Here is a 15,609-nt window from a genome sequence, read left to right on the forward strand (position 1 = left end):
CAGCCGATTTAACGGTGATCGGTTGCCGATTGGGCGAACATCAGAAGGTATAGTTCAGCCCGATTCTCAAGCCGCTGTATTTTGGTGTGGACTTTGTGGAAAAGCCAGAACTGAACTGGATGTCCTTTGATTGGAACTGGACATATTCATATTCGCCCGTGATCGACCAATTGCCCGACAACTTATGCTCGGCCCCTATGCTTGCCGAATAACCGTTCCGCCGATCTGACGCCGAGAAATTCTGAACCGTCGGGCCCAATGCCAAGCTGTTGGTTGTTTCCACATCGCCCCACAGGTATCCGACACTGAAGAAATACAGAATTCGTCCGCTGCGGTTTGTCAGACCATTACGAAATCGGACTGCCAGAACATCCGAAATCTCTGTTCCGCCTTGCACATTGACGCCGCCGATCCGCCTGCTGACAGTGTCGTCCAGGGATCCGAATTCATACCCGACTTCAAAGCCATAGACATAGTCGCGCCCACCTGCAGCTGGTAAGACACCACGCCAGCCGCCCCGGAGACCCCCGTATGTTCCGGATAAATCCTGATCACCGATATCAAACTGTCCACCGGGAGTTGTCAGGCCAAACCGATCGTCCCCGCCAGAGCCATAACCGCCGGTAAGTCCCAGGTAAAAAGCGCGGACATCGCTGCTGAATCTTTTCGGGCTGACCACTTCCGGATCGCTTATGTCACCTTTCAAATCACCGGCAATGGATGCGCCGGCAATCAGTGTAACAGCGGCAGTTAACGTCAGTGTTCTCAACCTGCTCAGGCTCCAAAAGCTCTTGATAGTCGACACTCGTACCTCCCTCATCCCGTTTTCCGGGACCGGCATATTGCCGATTTGTAGACGCAGATCCTTGCGCCAAAAAAACCATGGCTCCTCTCGGAGCATAGTTCCAAGCAATAAATCAAGGGTAAATTTTGGAAACAAACACCAACTATGGTGTCCGGGAGGTGTTTACACCGACCTACAACAACTCACCGGCCAGAGAATTCGCCCCCGACTCAGTGATCCGGACTTCTCTCAAGTCACCCGTGGCGATCTCTGGTCCTTTTACGTGCACCGAATGCAAATATTCGGACTTTCCAACCATCTGCCCGGACAAGCGACCCGGTTTTTCGAAAAGAACGCGGACTGTGCGTCCAACCATACCGTCCTGAATCTCTCGCTGATGGCGCGTGATCAAGGCCTGAAGCCGCTGCAACCGTTCATCTGCCGCAGCCGGATCAACCTGCAACCGTTCAGCTGCCGGGGTTCCCGGACGTGTGGAGTATTTGAAGGAATAGGCATAGCCGTATTTGACCTCTTCGACCAAATCCATCGTGGCCTGAAAATCATCTTCGGTCTCTTCTGGGAAACCAACAATGAAGTCCCCCGACATCACGATATCTGAACGCGCCGCACGAATGCGTTCGACCAGCCGCAGATAGCTTTCTGCCGTATGGCTACGGTTCATCCGCTTGAGGATACGGTCCGAACCCGACTGAACCGGCAGGTGCAGATAAGGCATCAGCTTGTCACAGGTGCCATGTGCCTCGATCAGGTCGTCGGCCATGTCGTTTGGGTGCGAGGTCGTAAAGCGGATGCGTTCCAGCCCGTCGACCTTGTTCAATTCCCAGATCAAGCCGGCAAGCGTCATGTCACCATTCGCCCCGGCACCGTGATAGGCGTTGACGTTTTGGCCCAGCAACGTGATCTCGCGCACGCCGCGTTCGACCAGATCATGGGCTTCGCGGATGATGCGATCGGCTGGGCGGCTGACTTCAGCACCGCGTGTATAAGGAACCACGCAGAAGGCGCAGAATTTATCGCAGCCCTCCTGAACAGTCAAAAACGCCGTCGGTCCGCGCTTGGCCTTGGGGCGGTTTTTCAATTTTTCGAACTTGTCTTCTTCGGGGAAATCCGTGTCCAGCGCCTTTTCGCCCGCTCGGGTCTTTGCCTCCATCTCGGGCAGGCGGTGATAGCTTTGCGGACCGACCACCAGATCAACCAAAGGCTGGCGGCGCATGATCTCTTCGCCTTCCGCCTGAGCAACACAGCCCGCCACGCCGATTTTCAGATCAGGCTTCTCGGCCTTCAGACCCTTGAAGCGCCCCAGTTCGGAATACACTTTTTCTGCCGCTTTCTCGCGGATGTGGCACGTGTTCAACAGGATCATATCCGCATCTTCGGGGGTCTGGGTTTCAACGTAGCCCTGCCCGCCCAGCGCCTCGGACATGCGTTCACTGTCATAGACATTCATCTGACAGCCATAGGTCTTGATAAACAGCTTCTTCGGTTCGGACATGAGACGGGCCTTTGCATTCGCTGGACCGGCGTCGTCTATATGCTTCGAACGCCGCTTGCAATGCGGGCGCAATTACCCGAATTTGGCGGAACTTTCCAGCAAGACAAAACTGAAAACAGCCGATGCAATACGATTCCCTCGACCATTTCCTGAAAGCCGGGCAGCCCGCAATGGCGCAAGGCCCCGTTGCGATGGTTTTTGCCGAGGATGAGGTCGAGTTGGAAAGTACTCTGCATCACCATCTGAAACTAGGGTTCAAATCCGTTATCGCCTTCATGCCTCAGGAGTTCCGACTGGAGCCCGCGTTGACCGACCGGGTGCATCGGGTCACCTTGAAGTGCGTTCCCCGAACGGTGGTTTTCGATACCCTGAACAGAATAATTCAGGCCGCACCCGGCATCTGGATGTATTACTGCTACAACGCCGAATACCTGTTCTTTCCGTTTTGCGAAACGCGCAGCATTGCTGAGATGCTGGCCTTTCACAGCGAAGAACGCCGCAACGCTATGCTGAGCTACGTCATCGACCTTTATGCCGAGGACCTGACCGCTTTTCCCAACGGTGTCGCCCCCGAACAGGCTTTGTTCGACAAAACGGGTTACTATGCCCAATCACGCCGCGACCCTGACGGCCAACCGCTGGACCGACAGGTGGACCTGTCGGGTGGCTTGCGCTGGCGGTTCGAGGATCACATTCCCTATGAACGCCGTCGCATCGACCGCATCGCCCTGTTTAAGGCGCAAAAGGGCTTGATCCTGAAATCGGACCACACGTTCAATGAGCCGGAATACAATACCTATTCCTGCCCATGGCACCACAACATGACCGCGGCTATTTGTTCCTTCCGCGCCGCGAAGGCGCTCAAAACAAATGCCGGGTCGACTTTTGACATTCCGAATTTTAGCTGGCGCAACTCTGTGCCTTTTGAATGGCACTCGCGGCAGCTGCTGGATCTGGGCCTGATCGAATCAGGCCAGTGGTTCTGAAGCGTCTCAGCGCTGAAACAGGACCGGAAACCAGTCTTCGCGAAGACGCTGCCCCGGTGTCATGCCATGGCCGGGAAAAGGTGGAGAGGTTCTGCCTGGACGCTCTACATACCGTGCGTCATCGCCGACCAACCGCAGAGAAAAGGCGCGGCGACGGCTATCCGAGTGGTTACCCCGCGCGCCGTGAAGGGTGCGATAATTGAAGGCAACGGCGTCACCGGGGGCCATTTCGAATTCAACGACTTTCATGCCCTCGGCATCCGGGTCCGGCACGGGGATGTACTGCCCTTCATCCGGGAAAAAACCTTCCTCGGAAACCCAGCGGGTTGGCAGCACCTCTTTCTCCCACCGGTGAGAACCTGCGACACAGCGCAACGTCGCCTGCCTGACCGGATCCAGCGGAGACCAGAAGCTGATGGTTTGCTGACCTTCAACGAAGTAATATGGGCCATCCTGATGCCAGGGCGTGGCCATGGATGTCCCGGGCTCTTTTACCAATACGTGGTCGTGAAACACCTGCACGTTTTTCGACTGCATCAGGTCCGCTGCGACCTCGGCCGCGGGCGAGTTTTCGATCACCTCACGGAACTGTGGGATGCGGGTCCAGTTGCAGTAATCGTCAAAGAACAGACCCGTTTGACCCTCTTTCTTGTTTTCTGATGCATACGGGCCAGGCTCTGCCATATTCGCGGCCACACCCTTCCGCAGTTGATCCACATAGTCTGCAAACAGCCCTTTGATCAGAACGACGCCATCATCCTGATAAGTTGTGATCATTTCTTGAGTAACAAGCGGGTGAGGCATCCGGGTCTCCATTCGTTTTCCAATCTTTTGCGTTGAAGATGTGTTCTATTCAAATCATATCTTTCGAAGTTATAATTAACTTCATGTTATATATTTCACTGCGTCAGTACGAATATGTTTGCGCGGTCGGGCGCCACGGCAGCCTGTCCGCAGCCGCACAATACCTGAATGTTTCGCAACCAGCCCTGTCTACAGCCCTGACGCGTGTCGAAGCACATTTGGGTCACCCTCTGTTCATCCGCCGCCGAGGCTCGGCCATGGCGCTGACGCCTCAGGGGCGAAAATTCATCGATCAGGCCGAGACCCTTCTGAAGGACGCAGCCCAAATCGAGTCATCAGAAACACCGTCGTCGGGCGCGACACGTCTAAGATTGGGGTGTTTTACGGACCTCGCCCCCTTCCTATTGGCCCCCGCCCTGCACCATTTGCGCGACACTTTTCCAAACATCGCAATCACATACTTTGCTGCGTCCTTTGAAGGGCTGCTGAACAGATTGATTGATGGCCAGATCGATATTGCCATCACTTATGAGCTGACAATGGATGCCGGGTTCACACGAACAAAACTGTTCGACAGTCGACCAAAGGCCCTAATGCCACCGGATCATCTGTTGGCGACAGCGGGCATGGTCTCGCTGGCTGACTTGGCTGCTCACCCGTTGATCCTGTCAACAGAAGGCTGGTCAGCCCAACACATCCTCAGTCTCTTTCGGCGCAACGGTCTGCACCCGACTGTCGCGCATAGGGCGGCATCGATTGAGATCCAGCGCAGTCTTGCCGCCCATGGCGAAGGGATCGGGATCAGCTATACCAGCCCGCTCAGCCCGGTCAGTTATGACAATAAACGTCTTGTCAGTGTTCCGATCAGCAATCAGGACGCAACTGAATCGGTTGTACTTGCGCGCCACGGAACAGGGCCCGCTGACGCGACGATTGATCAGGTTGAACGTTTGTTGTTGGCGAGTTTGAAAGGCGGTATTGGCGCTACTTTTTGCGCAGGCGAATGACAACGTCGACCGAGGCAATCTCGACCCCTTCGGGTGCTTTGGGCAGGCGTTGGATCACCAATTGGTCCGACGGCGCGTCACTCAGGCGCGCCTCATCCTCCCAATAAAAATGAGGGTGATCATGCGTATTCGTGTCGAAATAGCTTTTTGACCCGTCCACGGTGATTTCCTGCAGAACGCCAGCGTCGCAAAACGCGCGCAGGGTATTGTAAACCGTCGCCAGTGAAACAGCGTCGCCATTCGCCTTGGCCGATTCAAACAGGCTCTCGGCGGTGACGTGACGATGCCGGCCATCGCCCACCAGAAGCTCGGCCAACGCCACACGCTGACGCGTCGGACGCAAGCCAGCGTTCACCAGCCAACCCGTTGCTATATCGCCGCTCTGCGGTGTCATTGATCCGATACCCATAGTTACTTCCATTATATATAGGAGCGCATGGTTGGCAATTTCAAATGAAATTCATTCGCAAAGAACGCGGCATACACAACATGATGTGGCCGCTGCTCTTGCAGGACCTTGCAAACGGGTGCTAGACGAGGCCAGATATAACGAACGGACCCACGGCAGGAGAGGCGGCAAGAATGGCCCAGTTCCCAAGCAGTTTTGACAAAGACGATCTGCTGAAATGCGCCCGCGGCGAATTATTTGGCCCCGGCAATGCACAATTGCCCGCCCCGCCAATGCTGATGATGGACCGGATCACCGACATCTCGGATGATGGTGGCCTGCATGGCAAAGGACATGTGCTGGCCGAATTCGATATCACCCCTGACCTTTGGTTCTTTGACTGCCATTTTCCCGGCAACCCGATTATGCCGGGTTGCCTGGGCCTTGACGGTCTATGGCAGCTGACCGGTTTCAACCTGGGTTGGCGTGGCTGGCAAGGGCGCGGCATGGCCGTCGGCGTGGGCGAAGTGAAACTGACCGGTATGGTTCGTCCCGACCGCAAGATGCTAACGTATAAAATCGATTTCAAAAAGGCGATTCAGACACGTCGCCTGACCATGGGTGTGGCAGATGGAATCGTCGAAGCCGATGGCGAGATGATCTATGATGTCAAAGATATGAAGGTCGTTCTGTCCGAGGCCTGAGCCTGACCGACCCGAAATAAGGAGTGCGCACATGCGTCGAGTAGTCGTCACCGGTCTGGGGGTAGTGTCTTCGATCGGGAATAATGCCCAAGAGGTTCTGGCCTCGCTCAAAGCAGGTAAATCCGGGATCGAAGCCAGCGAACAGATGGCGGAACATGGGTTTCGCAGTCAGATCGCGGGAACGCTCAAGATTGACGTGGCTGAACACGTGGACAAACGCACCCTGCGCTTCATGGGTCCGGGCGCGGCTTACGCTCATATCGCCATGTCTCAGGCCATTGCAGATTCTGGTCTGACCGAGGACCAGGTAGTCAACCCGCGCACAGGTTTGGTGGCTGGATCCGGCGGCCCGTCGACAAGCGCGATGCTGACGGCGCATCAGACCGTTCTGAAGACAGGTGCGACAAAGCGGATCGGGCCGTTCGCTGTGCCGAAATGCATGTGCTCGACAATCTCGGCAAACCTGGCGACCGCGTTCAAGATCAAGGGTATCAACTATTCGATCACCTCGGCCTGCTCGACTTCGCTGCATTGCATCGGCAACGCGGCCGAACAGATCATGCTGGGTAAACAGGACGTCATGTTTGCTGGCGGCGGCGAAGAACTGGACTGGACGCTTTCGTGCCTGTTCGATGCGATGGGCGCGATGTCGTCGAAATACAATGACACGCCCGACAAAGCCTCGCGCGCGTTTGACGAGAACCGTGACGGGTTTGTGATTTCCGGTGGCGGCGGCATCCTCGTTCTGGAAGAGCTGGAGCACGCGCTGGCCCGCGGCGCAAAGATTTATGCCGAAGTCACCGGCTATGCTGCTACCTCGGATGGCCACGACATGGTGGCCCCTTCGGGTGAAGGCGGTGAGCGCGCGATGCGGCTGGCGCTGGCCACATTGCCCGAAGGTCGCAAGGTCGGTTATATCAATGCACATGGGACCTCGACCCCTGTCGGTGACGTAGGCGAAGTAGAGGCTGTGCGCCGCATCTTCGGTGAAGGCAATGTGCCACCGATTTCTTCGACCAAATCGATGACTGGCCACGCGCAAGGCGCGGCAGGAGCGCTTGAGGCGATCTTCTGCCTACTCATGCTGGACAATGATTTCATTACACCGTCGATCAATGTCGACACACTCGCCCAAGGCATCTTGCCCGGTGAAATTGCAACTGAAGTGGTTGAAAACGCAGGACTGGACAGTGTCATGACCAACAGCTTCGGCTTTGGCGGCACCAACGGGTCCATGATTCTGTCTAAGTATAACGGGTGAAAGTGATGTCGGATCTTCTCAAAGGTAAGCGCGGCCTGATCATGGGCGTGGCCAATGACCGCTCAATCGCGTGGGGCATTGCCAAGGCCATGCACGAGGCAGGCGCAGAACTGGCCTTCACCTATCAGGGCGAGGCTTTCGGCAAACGGCTGGAACCTCTCGCTCAAAGCCTTGGCAGCGATTTCATGGTGGATGCCGATGTGACCGACGACGAGTCACTGGATCGTGCCTTTGGTGAACTGGCCCAGCGTTGGCCCACCATCGACTTTGTTGTTCATGCCATTGCGTATTCGGATAAATCCGAGCTGACAGGCCGGTTTCTGAATACCACGCGGGCGAACTTCAAACACTCGATGGACGTGTCGGCCTATTCTTTCATCGAGGTGGCACGCCGCGCCTATCCGATGATGAAGGACAATGGGGGCTCGCTGCTGACGCTGACTTATCAGGGATCAAACCGGGTGGTACCGAACTACAACGTCATGGGTGTTGCCAAGGCGGCGCTGGAATCGGCGACCCGTTATCTGGCCAATGACCTTGGCCCGGATGGTATCCGCGTGAACGCAATCTCACCGGGACCGATGAAAACCCTTGCCGGTGCCGCCATTGGCGGGGCGCGCAGGACATATAAGTTCTGCGATCAGAATGCGCCGATGCGTTCGAATGCCACTCTGGAAGCTGTTGGCGGGACCGCAGTTTACCTGACATCTGATGCGGGAGCCTGCACGTCTGGCGAAATCATCCGCGTTGACGGTGGTTTCCACGTTCTGGGCATGCCGCAACCCGATTTCATGTGACCATATCTTTCCCTGCCGCCGCCAAGATTTCACCATCTTTGGGCGGCAGGACTTCGGTATGAGCAAGCTAGATCAAATCATTGCAAACAACGCACGATCAGTGCAAAGCCGGAAAAAGTCCGGTTTCCTCAGCCAGCGGGCCAGAGTGCTGCTGCTCGCGCTGACATCATTGCTGCTGGTGTTTGTCTTTTTCACCCAGCCACAGGTGCGCGCAGCTGTTGAAGCTTTGATCGGCTGAAGCCCGGGCGGGCGTTCCAACCCGAACTATGTCTCAATTGATCGAGACGACTTCAATCTCAAACACCAGATCCTGACCGGCCAACGGATGGTTTCCATCCAGGGTCACAATCGCTTCGTTGGCGTCCACAACTGTCACAGGTACGGCCTGACCGTCTGGTGTCTGCATCTGCAGTTGAGTGCCCGGATCCAGCGGAATATCCTCGGGAATACCCTCGCGGGGGATTTCCTGACGCATCGCAGGGTTGATCGGGCCGTAGGCGTCGGTACAGGCAATCTCGACCCGTTTCTTGTCACCTGCGGACAAACCGGGCATGGCACTGTCCAGACCGGGAATGATCTGGCCCGATCCTACCACGAACTCCAACGGATCGCGCCCATCCGAACTGTCAAAGACTTTGCCATCCAACAATGTCCCTGTGTAATGGATGCGAACCGTGTCACCTTGCTTGATTTCGGTCATAGTGGCCTCCGGCCGTTTTTAGGGGTTAAGCGGCCAACCCTAGAGATTGACACAAAGTTGTAAACCCTTGGCCCTTCCCCCCCCTTTCGCGTTGTGCCAACCTGCGCGCAATCAAAGGAGGGTCATATGGCAATCACGACCTGCGTGTTCGACGCCTACGGAACGCTGTTTGATGTTGCGGCCGCCGCCCGGCAGGCAGCAGGCGAGCCGGGGTTCGAAGCCCTGAAAGACAAATGGCCCGAGGTCGCGGGACATTGGCGCCTGAAGCAATTGCAATACACATGGCTGCGTGCTGTGGCGGATGCCCATGCGGATTTTTGGGATGTCACGCAGGACGGGCTGGACTGGGCGCTGGAAGCTGCCGGCCTTCAGGGCAACCCAGAATTGCGCCAACGCCTGCTGGATCTTTATTGGGAGTTACAGGCCTATCCCGAAGTTCCTGTCATGCTGAATGCCCTCAAGGATGGCGGGATGCAGACTGCCATCCTGTCCAACGGATCACCGCCCATGCTGGACGGTGCTGTTCAATCCGCCGGGATCGGCGATGTGCTGGATGACGTGCTGTCGGTCGAAAGCGTTGGGGTCTTCAAGCCCCATTCCCGTGTCTATGATCTGGTTCAGAACAGGTTTGACTGCGCCCGCGACGAAGTCTTGTTCGTCAGTTCAAACGGCTGGGATGCCGCGGGGGCCAGCGGTTATGGTTTTGTCACCGCCTGGGTCAATCGGATCGGGGAACCAATGGACCGGCTGCCGTGGACGCCAGCGCATGTTCTGTCTGATTTGACCACCATTCCCAAGCTGGCTGGTCTTTGATGTCAGACTTTACGACTTCGGACGGCAAGCGCATCTATTTCGAAGACCATGGATCGGGCACGCCGCTTTTGTGTCTGGCCGGATTGACTAGGAACAGCCGGGATTTTTCGTATTTCGCACCACATGCCACTGAACTGCGCATGATTGCGATGGATTACAGGGGGCGCGGCCGCTCGGACTACGATCCCGATTTCATGAACTACAACATCTTTCGTGAATCCCATGACGCGATTGAACTGCTGGATTTTCTGGGCATCGAAAAAGCGGTCATTCTGGGCACCTCGCGGGGCGGGCTGATTGCCATGGCACTGGCAGCAAGCCACCCCGAACGTTTGGTCGGTGTGATCCTAAACGATGTGGGGCCCGTCATCGAGACGTCAGGCATAGCCAAGATCATGGCCTATGTGGGCGCGCAACCCACCGCGAAAACCCATGACGAAGCTGCTGCCGCCCTGAAACATATGATGGAGCCGCAATTTCCCAGGGTTCCGCTGGAGATCTGGCGCAAACAGGCCGAAATTCAATACAAACAACAAGGGGACGGGCTGGCGCTGCGCTATGACCCGGCCCTGCGCAAGGCGCTTCTGGAACAGGCCGCGAGCGGTGCCATACCCGATTACTGGTTGTTTTTTGAAGCGCTGCGCAACATACCCTGCGGCGCGATCAGGGGCGCGAACTCGGACGTTCTGAGCGCCGAAACCCTGGCTGAGATGCATCGGCGGCATCCCGGTCTGATCTCGGCCGAAGTCCCGGATCGCGGGCATGTTCCGTTCCTGAATGAGCCTCAATCTCTGGATGTCATCAAAAAGGTATTGAAGAACGCTGCATGAGCACAATTGAAATGATCGAAGCTGCGGCCAAACGGCTTAAGGGACATGTCCGCGAGACACCAATTCTGTCGTCGCCATTTCTTGACGCGATCGCCGGGCGCCGGATTTGGGTCAAGCCGGAATGCCTGCAACATACGGGCAGTTTCAAGTTTCGGGGGGCTTGGTCTGCCATATCCGCGCTGGACGAAGACATACGCCAGTGCGGCGTGATTGCCTATTCCTCGGGCAACCACGCGCAGGGCGTTGCGATGGCGGCGTCGAAACATGGAATTGCTTCGGTCATTGTCATGCCGTCGGACGCGCCGCACCTGAAAATCGAAAACACCCGAGCGCTTGGGGGTGAAGTTGTTCTTTACGACCGCGCAAACGAAAGCCGCGAAGAGATCGGGGAAACCATCGCCGCCGAACGCGGGCTAACCCTGATCCGGCCATATGACGAGCCTCAGGTGATTGCCGGGCAAGGTACCACCGGCTTGGAAATCTCCAGACAAGCAGCGGAACTTGGGGTTTCTCAGGCGGATGTTCTGGTCTGTTGTGGTGGCGGCGGCCTCACCTCTGGCATTGCGCTGGCGCTTGAAAAACACGCCCCCGACCTAAGGGTACGCCCGTGCGAACCGGAAGGGTTCGATGACGTCAAACGATCACTGGCGACGGGACGGATTCAGAACAACAACGCGGCATCAGGCAATATTTGCGATGCTATCCTGACACCGCAACCCGGCGATATCACCTTTCCCATCCTAAACCGTCTTTGCGGACCCGGTATTTCGGTCACCGAAGACGAGGCGCTGCGGGCCATGGCACTTGCTTTCCTGCGCCTCAAGATCGTGCTGGAACCCGGCGGCGCAGTCGCATTGGCCTCGGCGCTGTTCCGGGGCGACGAGATCGAGGGCGACGACGTGATCGTAGTTACTTCGGGTGGTAATGTCGATCCGGATGTTTTTGCCAGGGCGTTGGAATTCCTGACCTGACAGGCACCCCAAACCTGTGCAAGTTGCACCTGGAACGCCGGGGCTGCAAGGACCTGAGTCATGAAGATCGCTGATCTGGGCGACGTGAAACTGAATTACCGTGTCGATGGTGCGGCGGACGGCGCGCCACTGGTTTTTGCCAACTCATTGGGAACAAACCTGCACATATGGGACGCAGTGTTACCGCACCTGCCCAAAGGGTTGCGTATCATCCGGTATGACAAACGCGGGCATGGGCAATCCTCGGTTCCACCGGCGCCTTATTCTATGGGCGCCCTGATCCGCGATGCCGAGTCGCTGCTGGATCACCTGAAGGTTCGCGACTGCGTTTTTGTCGGCCTGTCCATTGGCGGGATGATCGCACAGGGGCTGGCCGTCAAACGTATGGATCAGATACGTGCGCAGGTTCTGTCGAACACCGCTGCCAAAATCGCCACTCCCGCAGTCTGGCAGGATCGGATCGACGCTGTGCGTCGCGGCGGGATTGAAGCGGTGGCAGACGCCACGATGGAACGCTGGTTTTCCCGTGATTTCCGCGCAGCGCAAAACCACCTGCCATGGCGCGATATGATGATCAGCCAACCGCTTGACGGATATCTGGGCTGTTGCGCTGCCGTCGCCGGGACCGACTTCTATACACCCACAAGCGGCCTGCGCCTTCCCACGCTTGGCATCGCCGGAAGCGAGGACGGCTCGACCCCGCCCGATCTGGTGCGCGAAACTGTCGACCTCATCCCCGGATCGCGGTTCGAACTGATCCGCAGAGCTGGCCATTTGCCCTGCGTCGAGAAACCCGCAGAATACGCAGCAATCCTGACCCGGTTTCTGACCGATATCGGGCATATCTGAAGGAGAACAGCGATGGCGTCTTTCCTGTTGGTCCACGGCTCCTGCCACGGAGCCTGGTGCTGGCGCGACCTGATCCCCGCGCTGGAAGCTTTGGGACATTCGGCCCGGGCCATCGACTTGCCCAGCCATGGTGCAGATCCAACGCCGGTGTCCGAAGTGACGCTGGAAAATTGCCGCGATGCCGTTCTGAACGCCTGCACGCCCGATACGATTGTCGTGGGTCACTCGTGGGGCGGGTATCCGATCAGCGCCGCCGCCGAAGCTCGACCGGACGCCATGCGCGCCCTGATCTTTCTGTGCGCCTACGTGCCTCACGATGGCCTTTCGCTGGCAGAAATGCGCAGACGCGGCCCGCAGCAGACAATTGCCCACGCGATTGACAAATCGTCTGACGGGCTGTCTTACACCGTGTCGGTAGATGCCATCCCAAAGCTGTTCTACCACGATTGCCCTGACGATATCCTGCCTTACGCCTATGCGCGCCTGTGCCCACAGGCCATTCGCCCCCAGGAAACACCACTGCCGGTCGGCACGAATTTCAACGAAGTGCCCAAGGCCTATATCCGCACCACGGATGACCGAACGATCCCCACGGAATATCAGGCGGACATGTGCGCGTTTATCCCGAAGGACCTGCGGCGAACCATCGACAGTTCGCATTCTCCGTTTTTCTCGCATCCACAGGAACTGGCCGGATTGCTGAGCGAATTGGCAAGCAAATTTGAGTGATGCGGCGGACTGCACGCAAAACTCTGTCTTCCCACATTCGGTGACTGTGCCTAGGGTGCCACGAACAGATCACCAGCCCGAGTTCCATGCGCCTGCCATCACTCTTCATCCTCAGCATCGTCATGATCGACGCAATGGGCATTGGTCTGGTTATGCCGATCATGCCGCAACTGATTGTTGATGTGCAGGGCAGTTCGCTTGCCAATGCGGCGATCTGGGGTGGAGTGCTGAGTACCGCTTTTGCGGCGATGCAATTCATCTTTGGTCCAATCCTTGGAAACCTGTCCGACGCCTATGGCCGCAGAACTGTGCTGCTGCTGTCGCTGTTCGTCATGGCGCTTGATTATATGGTTATGGCAGTGGCGGGCAGTATCTGGCTGTTGCTGGCCGGTCGTATTGTCGGCGGTATAACCGCAGCCACACATTCCACCGCTGCCGCGTTCATGGCGGATATCTCCGATCCCAAGGACAAGGCCGCGAACTTTGGCCTGTTGGGCGCGGCCTTTGGCGTGGGTTTTGTCCTTGGCCCGGTGATCGGCGGATTGCTCAGCGAATATGGAACCCGTGCCCCGTTCTGGGCTGCGGCAGGACTGGTGGCACTGATCTTTGCCGTCGGCTGTTTCGTGATGCCTGAAACCGTAACCGACAAGACCCGGCGCGCCTTCAACTTGCGCCGCGCCAACCCGGTGAATTCGCTGCGCGCCATTGCTGCACTGCCCGGTATCCGACCTATGCTGTGGGTCTACTTTCTGTATTCGGTCTCAATCTACGTCTACCCCGCTATCTGGTCCTTTTTCACCACCGAGCGGTTCGGCTGGCCCCCTCAGATGATCGGCCTGTCACTGGGCGTCTATGGGATCGGCATGGCCGTTGTGCAAGGCGGTCTGATCCGCCCCGCAATCCGATTGTGCGGCGAGCGGGGTGCCATTATCTACGGGATGGGTTTTGAAATCCTCAGTTTCGCAATTCTGGCCTTTCTGACCAACGGGTTCATTGCACTTTTGTTCATCCCAATCACTGCAATCGGGGCAATCACCACACCAGCACTTCAGGCAATGATGTCCAAAGCGACACCGGATTCGCAGCAAGGAGAGTTGCAGGGTGTATTGTCCGCGCTCCACGCGCTTTCGATGGTCATTTCGCCCTTGGTCATGACCAGCGTATTTGCGCAATTCATTCGCCCTGACACACCGCTGTACTTGCCGGGTGCTCCGTTCCTGCTGGCGCTGGCGCTGATGCTGGCCGGGTTTGTGTTGTTTCGCCGGTCCCCGCCTGTCGTGGCTTAACAACGACACACACATGACGGTTTCTGCCTTGCGATCAATCCTTTCCCACGCCACCGTGGGCCCAACGGAAGTGAGGGAAAACATGCAAACAATCAAAGCCGCAGTCTGCCGGGCATTCGGCGAACCCTTGGTTATCGAAGAGGTTCAGCTGGCACCCCCCGGCACGGGCGAGGTCGAAGTGACGCTGGATGCAGTAGCCATCTGCCATTCGGACATATCCTATGCCGAAGGTGCCTGGGGCGGCTTTCTGCCCGCCGTTTACGGCCACGAAGCCGCAGGCGTGATCTCCGCAGTTGGAGAGGCCGCCGGTGACTTCAGGATTGGCGAGCCTGTGGTTGTAACGCTGATCCGCGCGTGCGGGTCCTGCCCCACCTGTGCCGGAGGGCACCCGACAAATTGCGAAACACCGTACGACACCGTCAAAGGCCCGCTAAAAACGGCTGACGGTAGTCCTCTGGAACAGGCCATGGCCTGCGGCGCTTTTGCCGAAAAGGTCGTGGTGAGCCATCGGCAAATCGTCAGGATCCCCGAAAACCTGCCCAAAGACCTGGCTAGCCTTCTGTCTTGCGGGGTAATCACCGGGGTTGGTGCTGCGGTAAACGCGGCCGGTCTGCGTCCGGGTCAGGATGTTGTGGTCATCGGCGCCGGCGGCGTTGGCCTGAACGCTATTCAGGGCGCGCGGATCGCAGGCGCAAGGCGGATCGTGGCTGTCGACATGACCGAAGAAAAGCTGGAAATCGCAAAGGAATTCGGCGCGACCCATGGCGTTCTGGCCAGCTTGCAAGAACCCTGGAACGCGGCGTTCGATGCCCTTGGCGGGCGCGGCGCCGATGCGGTTCTGATCACTGTCGGCGCAATCGCCGCCTATGATCAGGCCCCGCGCTATCTTGGCCGCGGCGGCAAGGCCATCATGATCGGAATGCCGCATTCGGGCAGCATGGCCAGCTATGAACCGGTTGTTCTGGCAGCCCTGGGTCAGGGTGTTGTCGGCTCGAAAATGGGTGATGTGGTTATTCAGCGGGACATCCCCTGGATGATCGACCTCTACGAGCAAGGTCGGCTGAAACTGGACGAGTTGATCTCGGGCCGCTGGTCGCTGGATCAGATCAACGAGGCCATTGCCGATACCAAAACCGGATCTGCCAAGCGCAACGTGATCCTGTTCGACAGAACCTGATCCCCCGGCC

At 57.5% G+C, this 15,609-nt stretch carries 18 protein-coding genes; 13 read left to right on the plus strand and 5 right to left on the minus strand.

Annotated features, from left to right (window positions below; genetic code table 11):
- Positions 1–40: 40 nt before the first annotated feature.
- Together ACR0BZ_RS12350 and miaB are read right to left on the minus strand one after the other, a co-directional pair.
- Positions 41–940, minus strand: a complete 900-nt coding sequence (locus tag ACR0BZ_RS12350) for an outer membrane protein (RefSeq protein WP_480920329.1) — start codon at positions 938–940, stop codon at positions 41–43.
- Between the two features lie 37 nt (positions 941–977).
- Positions 978–2,297 carry a tRNA (N6-isopentenyl adenosine(37)-C2)-methylthiotransferase MiaB gene (miaB, locus tag ACR0BZ_RS12355; protein ID WP_480900156.1) on the minus strand — a complete coding sequence of 440 codons (1,320 nt, stop codon included), beginning with the start codon at positions 2,295–2,297 and terminating at the stop codon, positions 978–980.
- A 122-nt stretch (positions 2,298–2,419) separates the two neighbouring features.
- Here miaB and ACR0BZ_RS12360 point away from each other — a divergent pair, with 122 nt between their 5' ends.
- Positions 2,420–3,283, plus strand: a complete 864-nt coding sequence (locus ACR0BZ_RS12360) for a hypothetical protein (protein WP_480920330.1) — start codon at positions 2,420–2,422, stop codon at positions 3,281–3,283.
- 6 nt (positions 3,284–3,289) lie between these two features.
- On the opposite strand, the gene ACR0BZ_RS12365 is transcribed toward ACR0BZ_RS12360, so the two are convergent.
- Positions 3,290–4,087, minus strand: a complete 798-nt coding sequence (locus tag ACR0BZ_RS12365; RefSeq protein ID WP_480920331.1) for a phytanoyl-CoA dioxygenase family protein — start codon at positions 4,085–4,087, stop codon at positions 3,290–3,292.
- 83 nt (positions 4,088–4,170) lie between these two features.
- Here ACR0BZ_RS12365 and ACR0BZ_RS12370 point away from each other — a divergent pair, with 83 nt between their 5' ends.
- On the plus strand, positions 4,171–5,094 hold the full coding sequence (locus tag ACR0BZ_RS12370; RefSeq protein WP_480920332.1) for a LysR family transcriptional regulator: 924 nt from the start codon (positions 4,171–4,173) through the stop codon (positions 5,092–5,094).
- Here ACR0BZ_RS12370 and irrA read toward each other — a convergent pair.
- Positions 5,072–5,488 (minus strand): iron response transcriptional regulator IrrA, encoded by a 417-nt coding sequence (irrA, locus tag ACR0BZ_RS12375; protein WP_480920363.1) that lies wholly within the window; start codon positions 5,486–5,488, stop codon positions 5,072–5,074. The genes ACR0BZ_RS12370 and irrA overlap by 23 nt on opposite strands.
- A gap of 188 nt (positions 5,489–5,676) precedes the next feature.
- Here irrA and fabA point away from each other — a divergent pair, with 188 nt between their 5' ends.
- From fabA to ACR0BZ_RS12395, 4 genes are read left to right on the plus strand one after another with little or no spacing between them, the layout of a single operon-like run.
- A complete protein-coding gene (gene fabA, locus ACR0BZ_RS12380) occupies positions 5,677–6,186 on the plus strand; it encodes a bifunctional 3-hydroxydecanoyl-ACP dehydratase/trans-2-decenoyl-ACP isomerase (RefSeq protein WP_209598228.1) in 510 nt (169 codons plus the stop codon).
- 31 nt (positions 6,187–6,217) lie between these two features.
- Positions 6,218–7,447 (plus strand): beta-ketoacyl-ACP synthase I, encoded by a 1,230-nt coding sequence (fabB, locus tag ACR0BZ_RS12385; RefSeq protein WP_480920333.1) that lies wholly within the window; start codon positions 6,218–6,220, stop codon positions 7,445–7,447.
- A gap of 5 nt (positions 7,448–7,452) precedes the next feature.
- The gene (locus tag ACR0BZ_RS12390; protein ID WP_267366101.1) at positions 7,453–8,244 is read left to right on the plus strand and encodes an enoyl-ACP reductase FabI; all 792 of its coding nucleotides are present in this window, start codon (positions 7,453–7,455) and stop codon (positions 8,242–8,244) included.
- 58 nt (positions 8,245–8,302) lie between these two features.
- Positions 8,303–8,482 carry a hypothetical protein gene (locus ACR0BZ_RS12395; RefSeq protein ID WP_267366102.1) on the plus strand — a complete coding sequence of 60 codons (180 nt, stop codon included), beginning with the start codon at positions 8,303–8,305 and terminating at the stop codon, positions 8,480–8,482.
- A 33-nt stretch (positions 8,483–8,515) separates the two neighbouring features.
- On the opposite strand, the gene ACR0BZ_RS12400 is transcribed toward ACR0BZ_RS12395, so the two are convergent.
- Positions 8,516–8,944 (minus strand): FKBP-type peptidyl-prolyl cis-trans isomerase, encoded by a 429-nt coding sequence (locus ACR0BZ_RS12400; protein ID WP_480546297.1) that lies wholly within the window; start codon positions 8,942–8,944, stop codon positions 8,516–8,518.
- 126 nt (positions 8,945–9,070) lie between these two features.
- On the opposite strand from ACR0BZ_RS12400, the gene ACR0BZ_RS12405 reads away from it, so the two are divergent.
- The 7 genes from ACR0BZ_RS12405 (at position 9,071) to ACR0BZ_RS12435 (ending at position 15,599) form a co-directional block, all read left to right on the plus strand.
- Positions 9,071–9,757 (plus strand): haloacid dehalogenase type II, encoded by a 687-nt coding sequence (locus ACR0BZ_RS12405; RefSeq protein WP_480484031.1) that lies wholly within the window; start codon positions 9,071–9,073, stop codon positions 9,755–9,757.
- Complete coding sequence (locus ACR0BZ_RS12410) at positions 9,757–10,587, plus strand: alpha/beta fold hydrolase (RefSeq protein ID WP_480488282.1); 831 nt, start codon at positions 9,757–9,759, stop codon at positions 10,585–10,587. Before ACR0BZ_RS12405 ends, ACR0BZ_RS12410 begins: the two co-directional genes overlap by 1 nt.
- Entirely contained in the window at positions 10,584–11,558 is a 975-nt protein-coding gene (locus tag ACR0BZ_RS12415; RefSeq protein WP_480488284.1) for a threonine ammonia-lyase, read from the plus strand. Before ACR0BZ_RS12410 ends, ACR0BZ_RS12415 begins: the two co-directional genes overlap by 4 nt.
- A 60-nt stretch (positions 11,559–11,618) precedes the next feature.
- A complete protein-coding gene (pcaD, locus tag ACR0BZ_RS12420; protein WP_480920334.1) occupies positions 11,619–12,407 on the plus strand; it encodes a 3-oxoadipate enol-lactonase in 789 nt (262 codons plus the stop codon).
- A gap of 12 nt (positions 12,408–12,419) precedes the next feature.
- Positions 12,420–13,136 (plus strand): alpha/beta fold hydrolase, encoded by a 717-nt coding sequence (locus ACR0BZ_RS12425; RefSeq protein WP_480920335.1) that lies wholly within the window; start codon positions 12,420–12,422, stop codon positions 13,134–13,136.
- Between the two features lie 86 nt (positions 13,137–13,222).
- Positions 13,223–14,422, plus strand: coding sequence for a TCR/Tet family MFS transporter (locus tag ACR0BZ_RS12430; protein WP_480546289.1), 1,200 nt, complete (start codon positions 13,223–13,225; stop codon positions 14,420–14,422).
- Between the two features lie 82 nt (positions 14,423–14,504).
- Complete coding sequence (locus tag ACR0BZ_RS12435; protein ID WP_480920336.1) at positions 14,505–15,599, plus strand: Zn-dependent alcohol dehydrogenase; 1,095 nt, start codon at positions 14,505–14,507, stop codon at positions 15,597–15,599.
- Positions 15,600–15,609: the final 10 nt, after the last annotated feature.

The organism is Ruegeria sp. P8 (assembly GCF_056534665.1).

What these genes read in the sequence shown, in the direction of transcription:
- miaB (WP_480900156.1), bottom strand. Translation starts at nt 2,297, where the DNA reads ATGTCCGAACCGAAGAAGCTGTTTATCAAGACCTATGGCTGTCAGATG.
- ACR0BZ_RS12360 (WP_480920330.1), top strand. Translation starts at nt 2,420, where the DNA reads ATGCAATACGATTCCCTCGACCATTTCCTGAAAGCCGGGCAGCCCGCA.
- ACR0BZ_RS12365 (WP_480920331.1), bottom strand. Translation starts at nt 4,087, where the DNA reads ATGCCTCACCCGCTTGTTACTCAAGAAATGATCACAACTTATCAGGAT.
- ACR0BZ_RS12370 (WP_480920332.1), top strand. Translation starts at nt 4,171, where the DNA reads ATGTTATATATTTCACTGCGTCAGTACGAATATGTTTGCGCGGTCGGG.
- irrA (WP_480920363.1), bottom strand. Translation starts at nt 5,488, where the DNA reads ATGACACCGCAGAGCGGCGATATAGCAACGGGTTGGCTGGTGAACGCT.
- fabA (WP_209598228.1), top strand. Translation starts at nt 5,677, where the DNA reads ATGGCCCAGTTCCCAAGCAGTTTTGACAAAGACGATCTGCTGAAATGC.
- fabB (WP_480920333.1), top strand. Translation starts at nt 6,218, where the DNA reads ATGCGTCGAGTAGTCGTCACCGGTCTGGGGGTAGTGTCTTCGATCGGG.
- ACR0BZ_RS12390 (WP_267366101.1), top strand. Translation starts at nt 7,453, where the DNA reads ATGTCGGATCTTCTCAAAGGTAAGCGCGGCCTGATCATGGGCGTGGCC.
- ACR0BZ_RS12395 (WP_267366102.1), top strand. Translation starts at nt 8,303, where the DNA reads ATGAGCAAGCTAGATCAAATCATTGCAAACAACGCACGATCAGTGCAA.
- ACR0BZ_RS12400 (WP_480546297.1), bottom strand. Translation starts at nt 8,944, where the DNA reads ATGACCGAAATCAAGCAAGGTGACACGGTTCGCATCCATTACACAGGG.
- ACR0BZ_RS12405 (WP_480484031.1), top strand. Translation starts at nt 9,071, where the DNA reads ATGGCAATCACGACCTGCGTGTTCGACGCCTACGGAACGCTGTTTGAT.
- ACR0BZ_RS12410 (WP_480488282.1), top strand. Translation starts at nt 9,757, where the DNA reads ATGTCAGACTTTACGACTTCGGACGGCAAGCGCATCTATTTCGAAGAC.
- ACR0BZ_RS12415 (WP_480488284.1), top strand. Translation starts at nt 10,584, where the DNA reads ATGAGCACAATTGAAATGATCGAAGCTGCGGCCAAACGGCTTAAGGGA.
- pcaD (WP_480920334.1), top strand. Translation starts at nt 11,619, where the DNA reads ATGAAGATCGCTGATCTGGGCGACGTGAAACTGAATTACCGTGTCGAT.
- ACR0BZ_RS12425 (WP_480920335.1), top strand. Translation starts at nt 12,420, where the DNA reads ATGGCGTCTTTCCTGTTGGTCCACGGCTCCTGCCACGGAGCCTGGTGC.
- ACR0BZ_RS12430 (WP_480546289.1), top strand. Translation starts at nt 13,223, where the DNA reads ATGCGCCTGCCATCACTCTTCATCCTCAGCATCGTCATGATCGACGCA.
- ACR0BZ_RS12435 (WP_480920336.1), top strand. Translation starts at nt 14,505, where the DNA reads ATGCAAACAATCAAAGCCGCAGTCTGCCGGGCATTCGGCGAACCCTTG.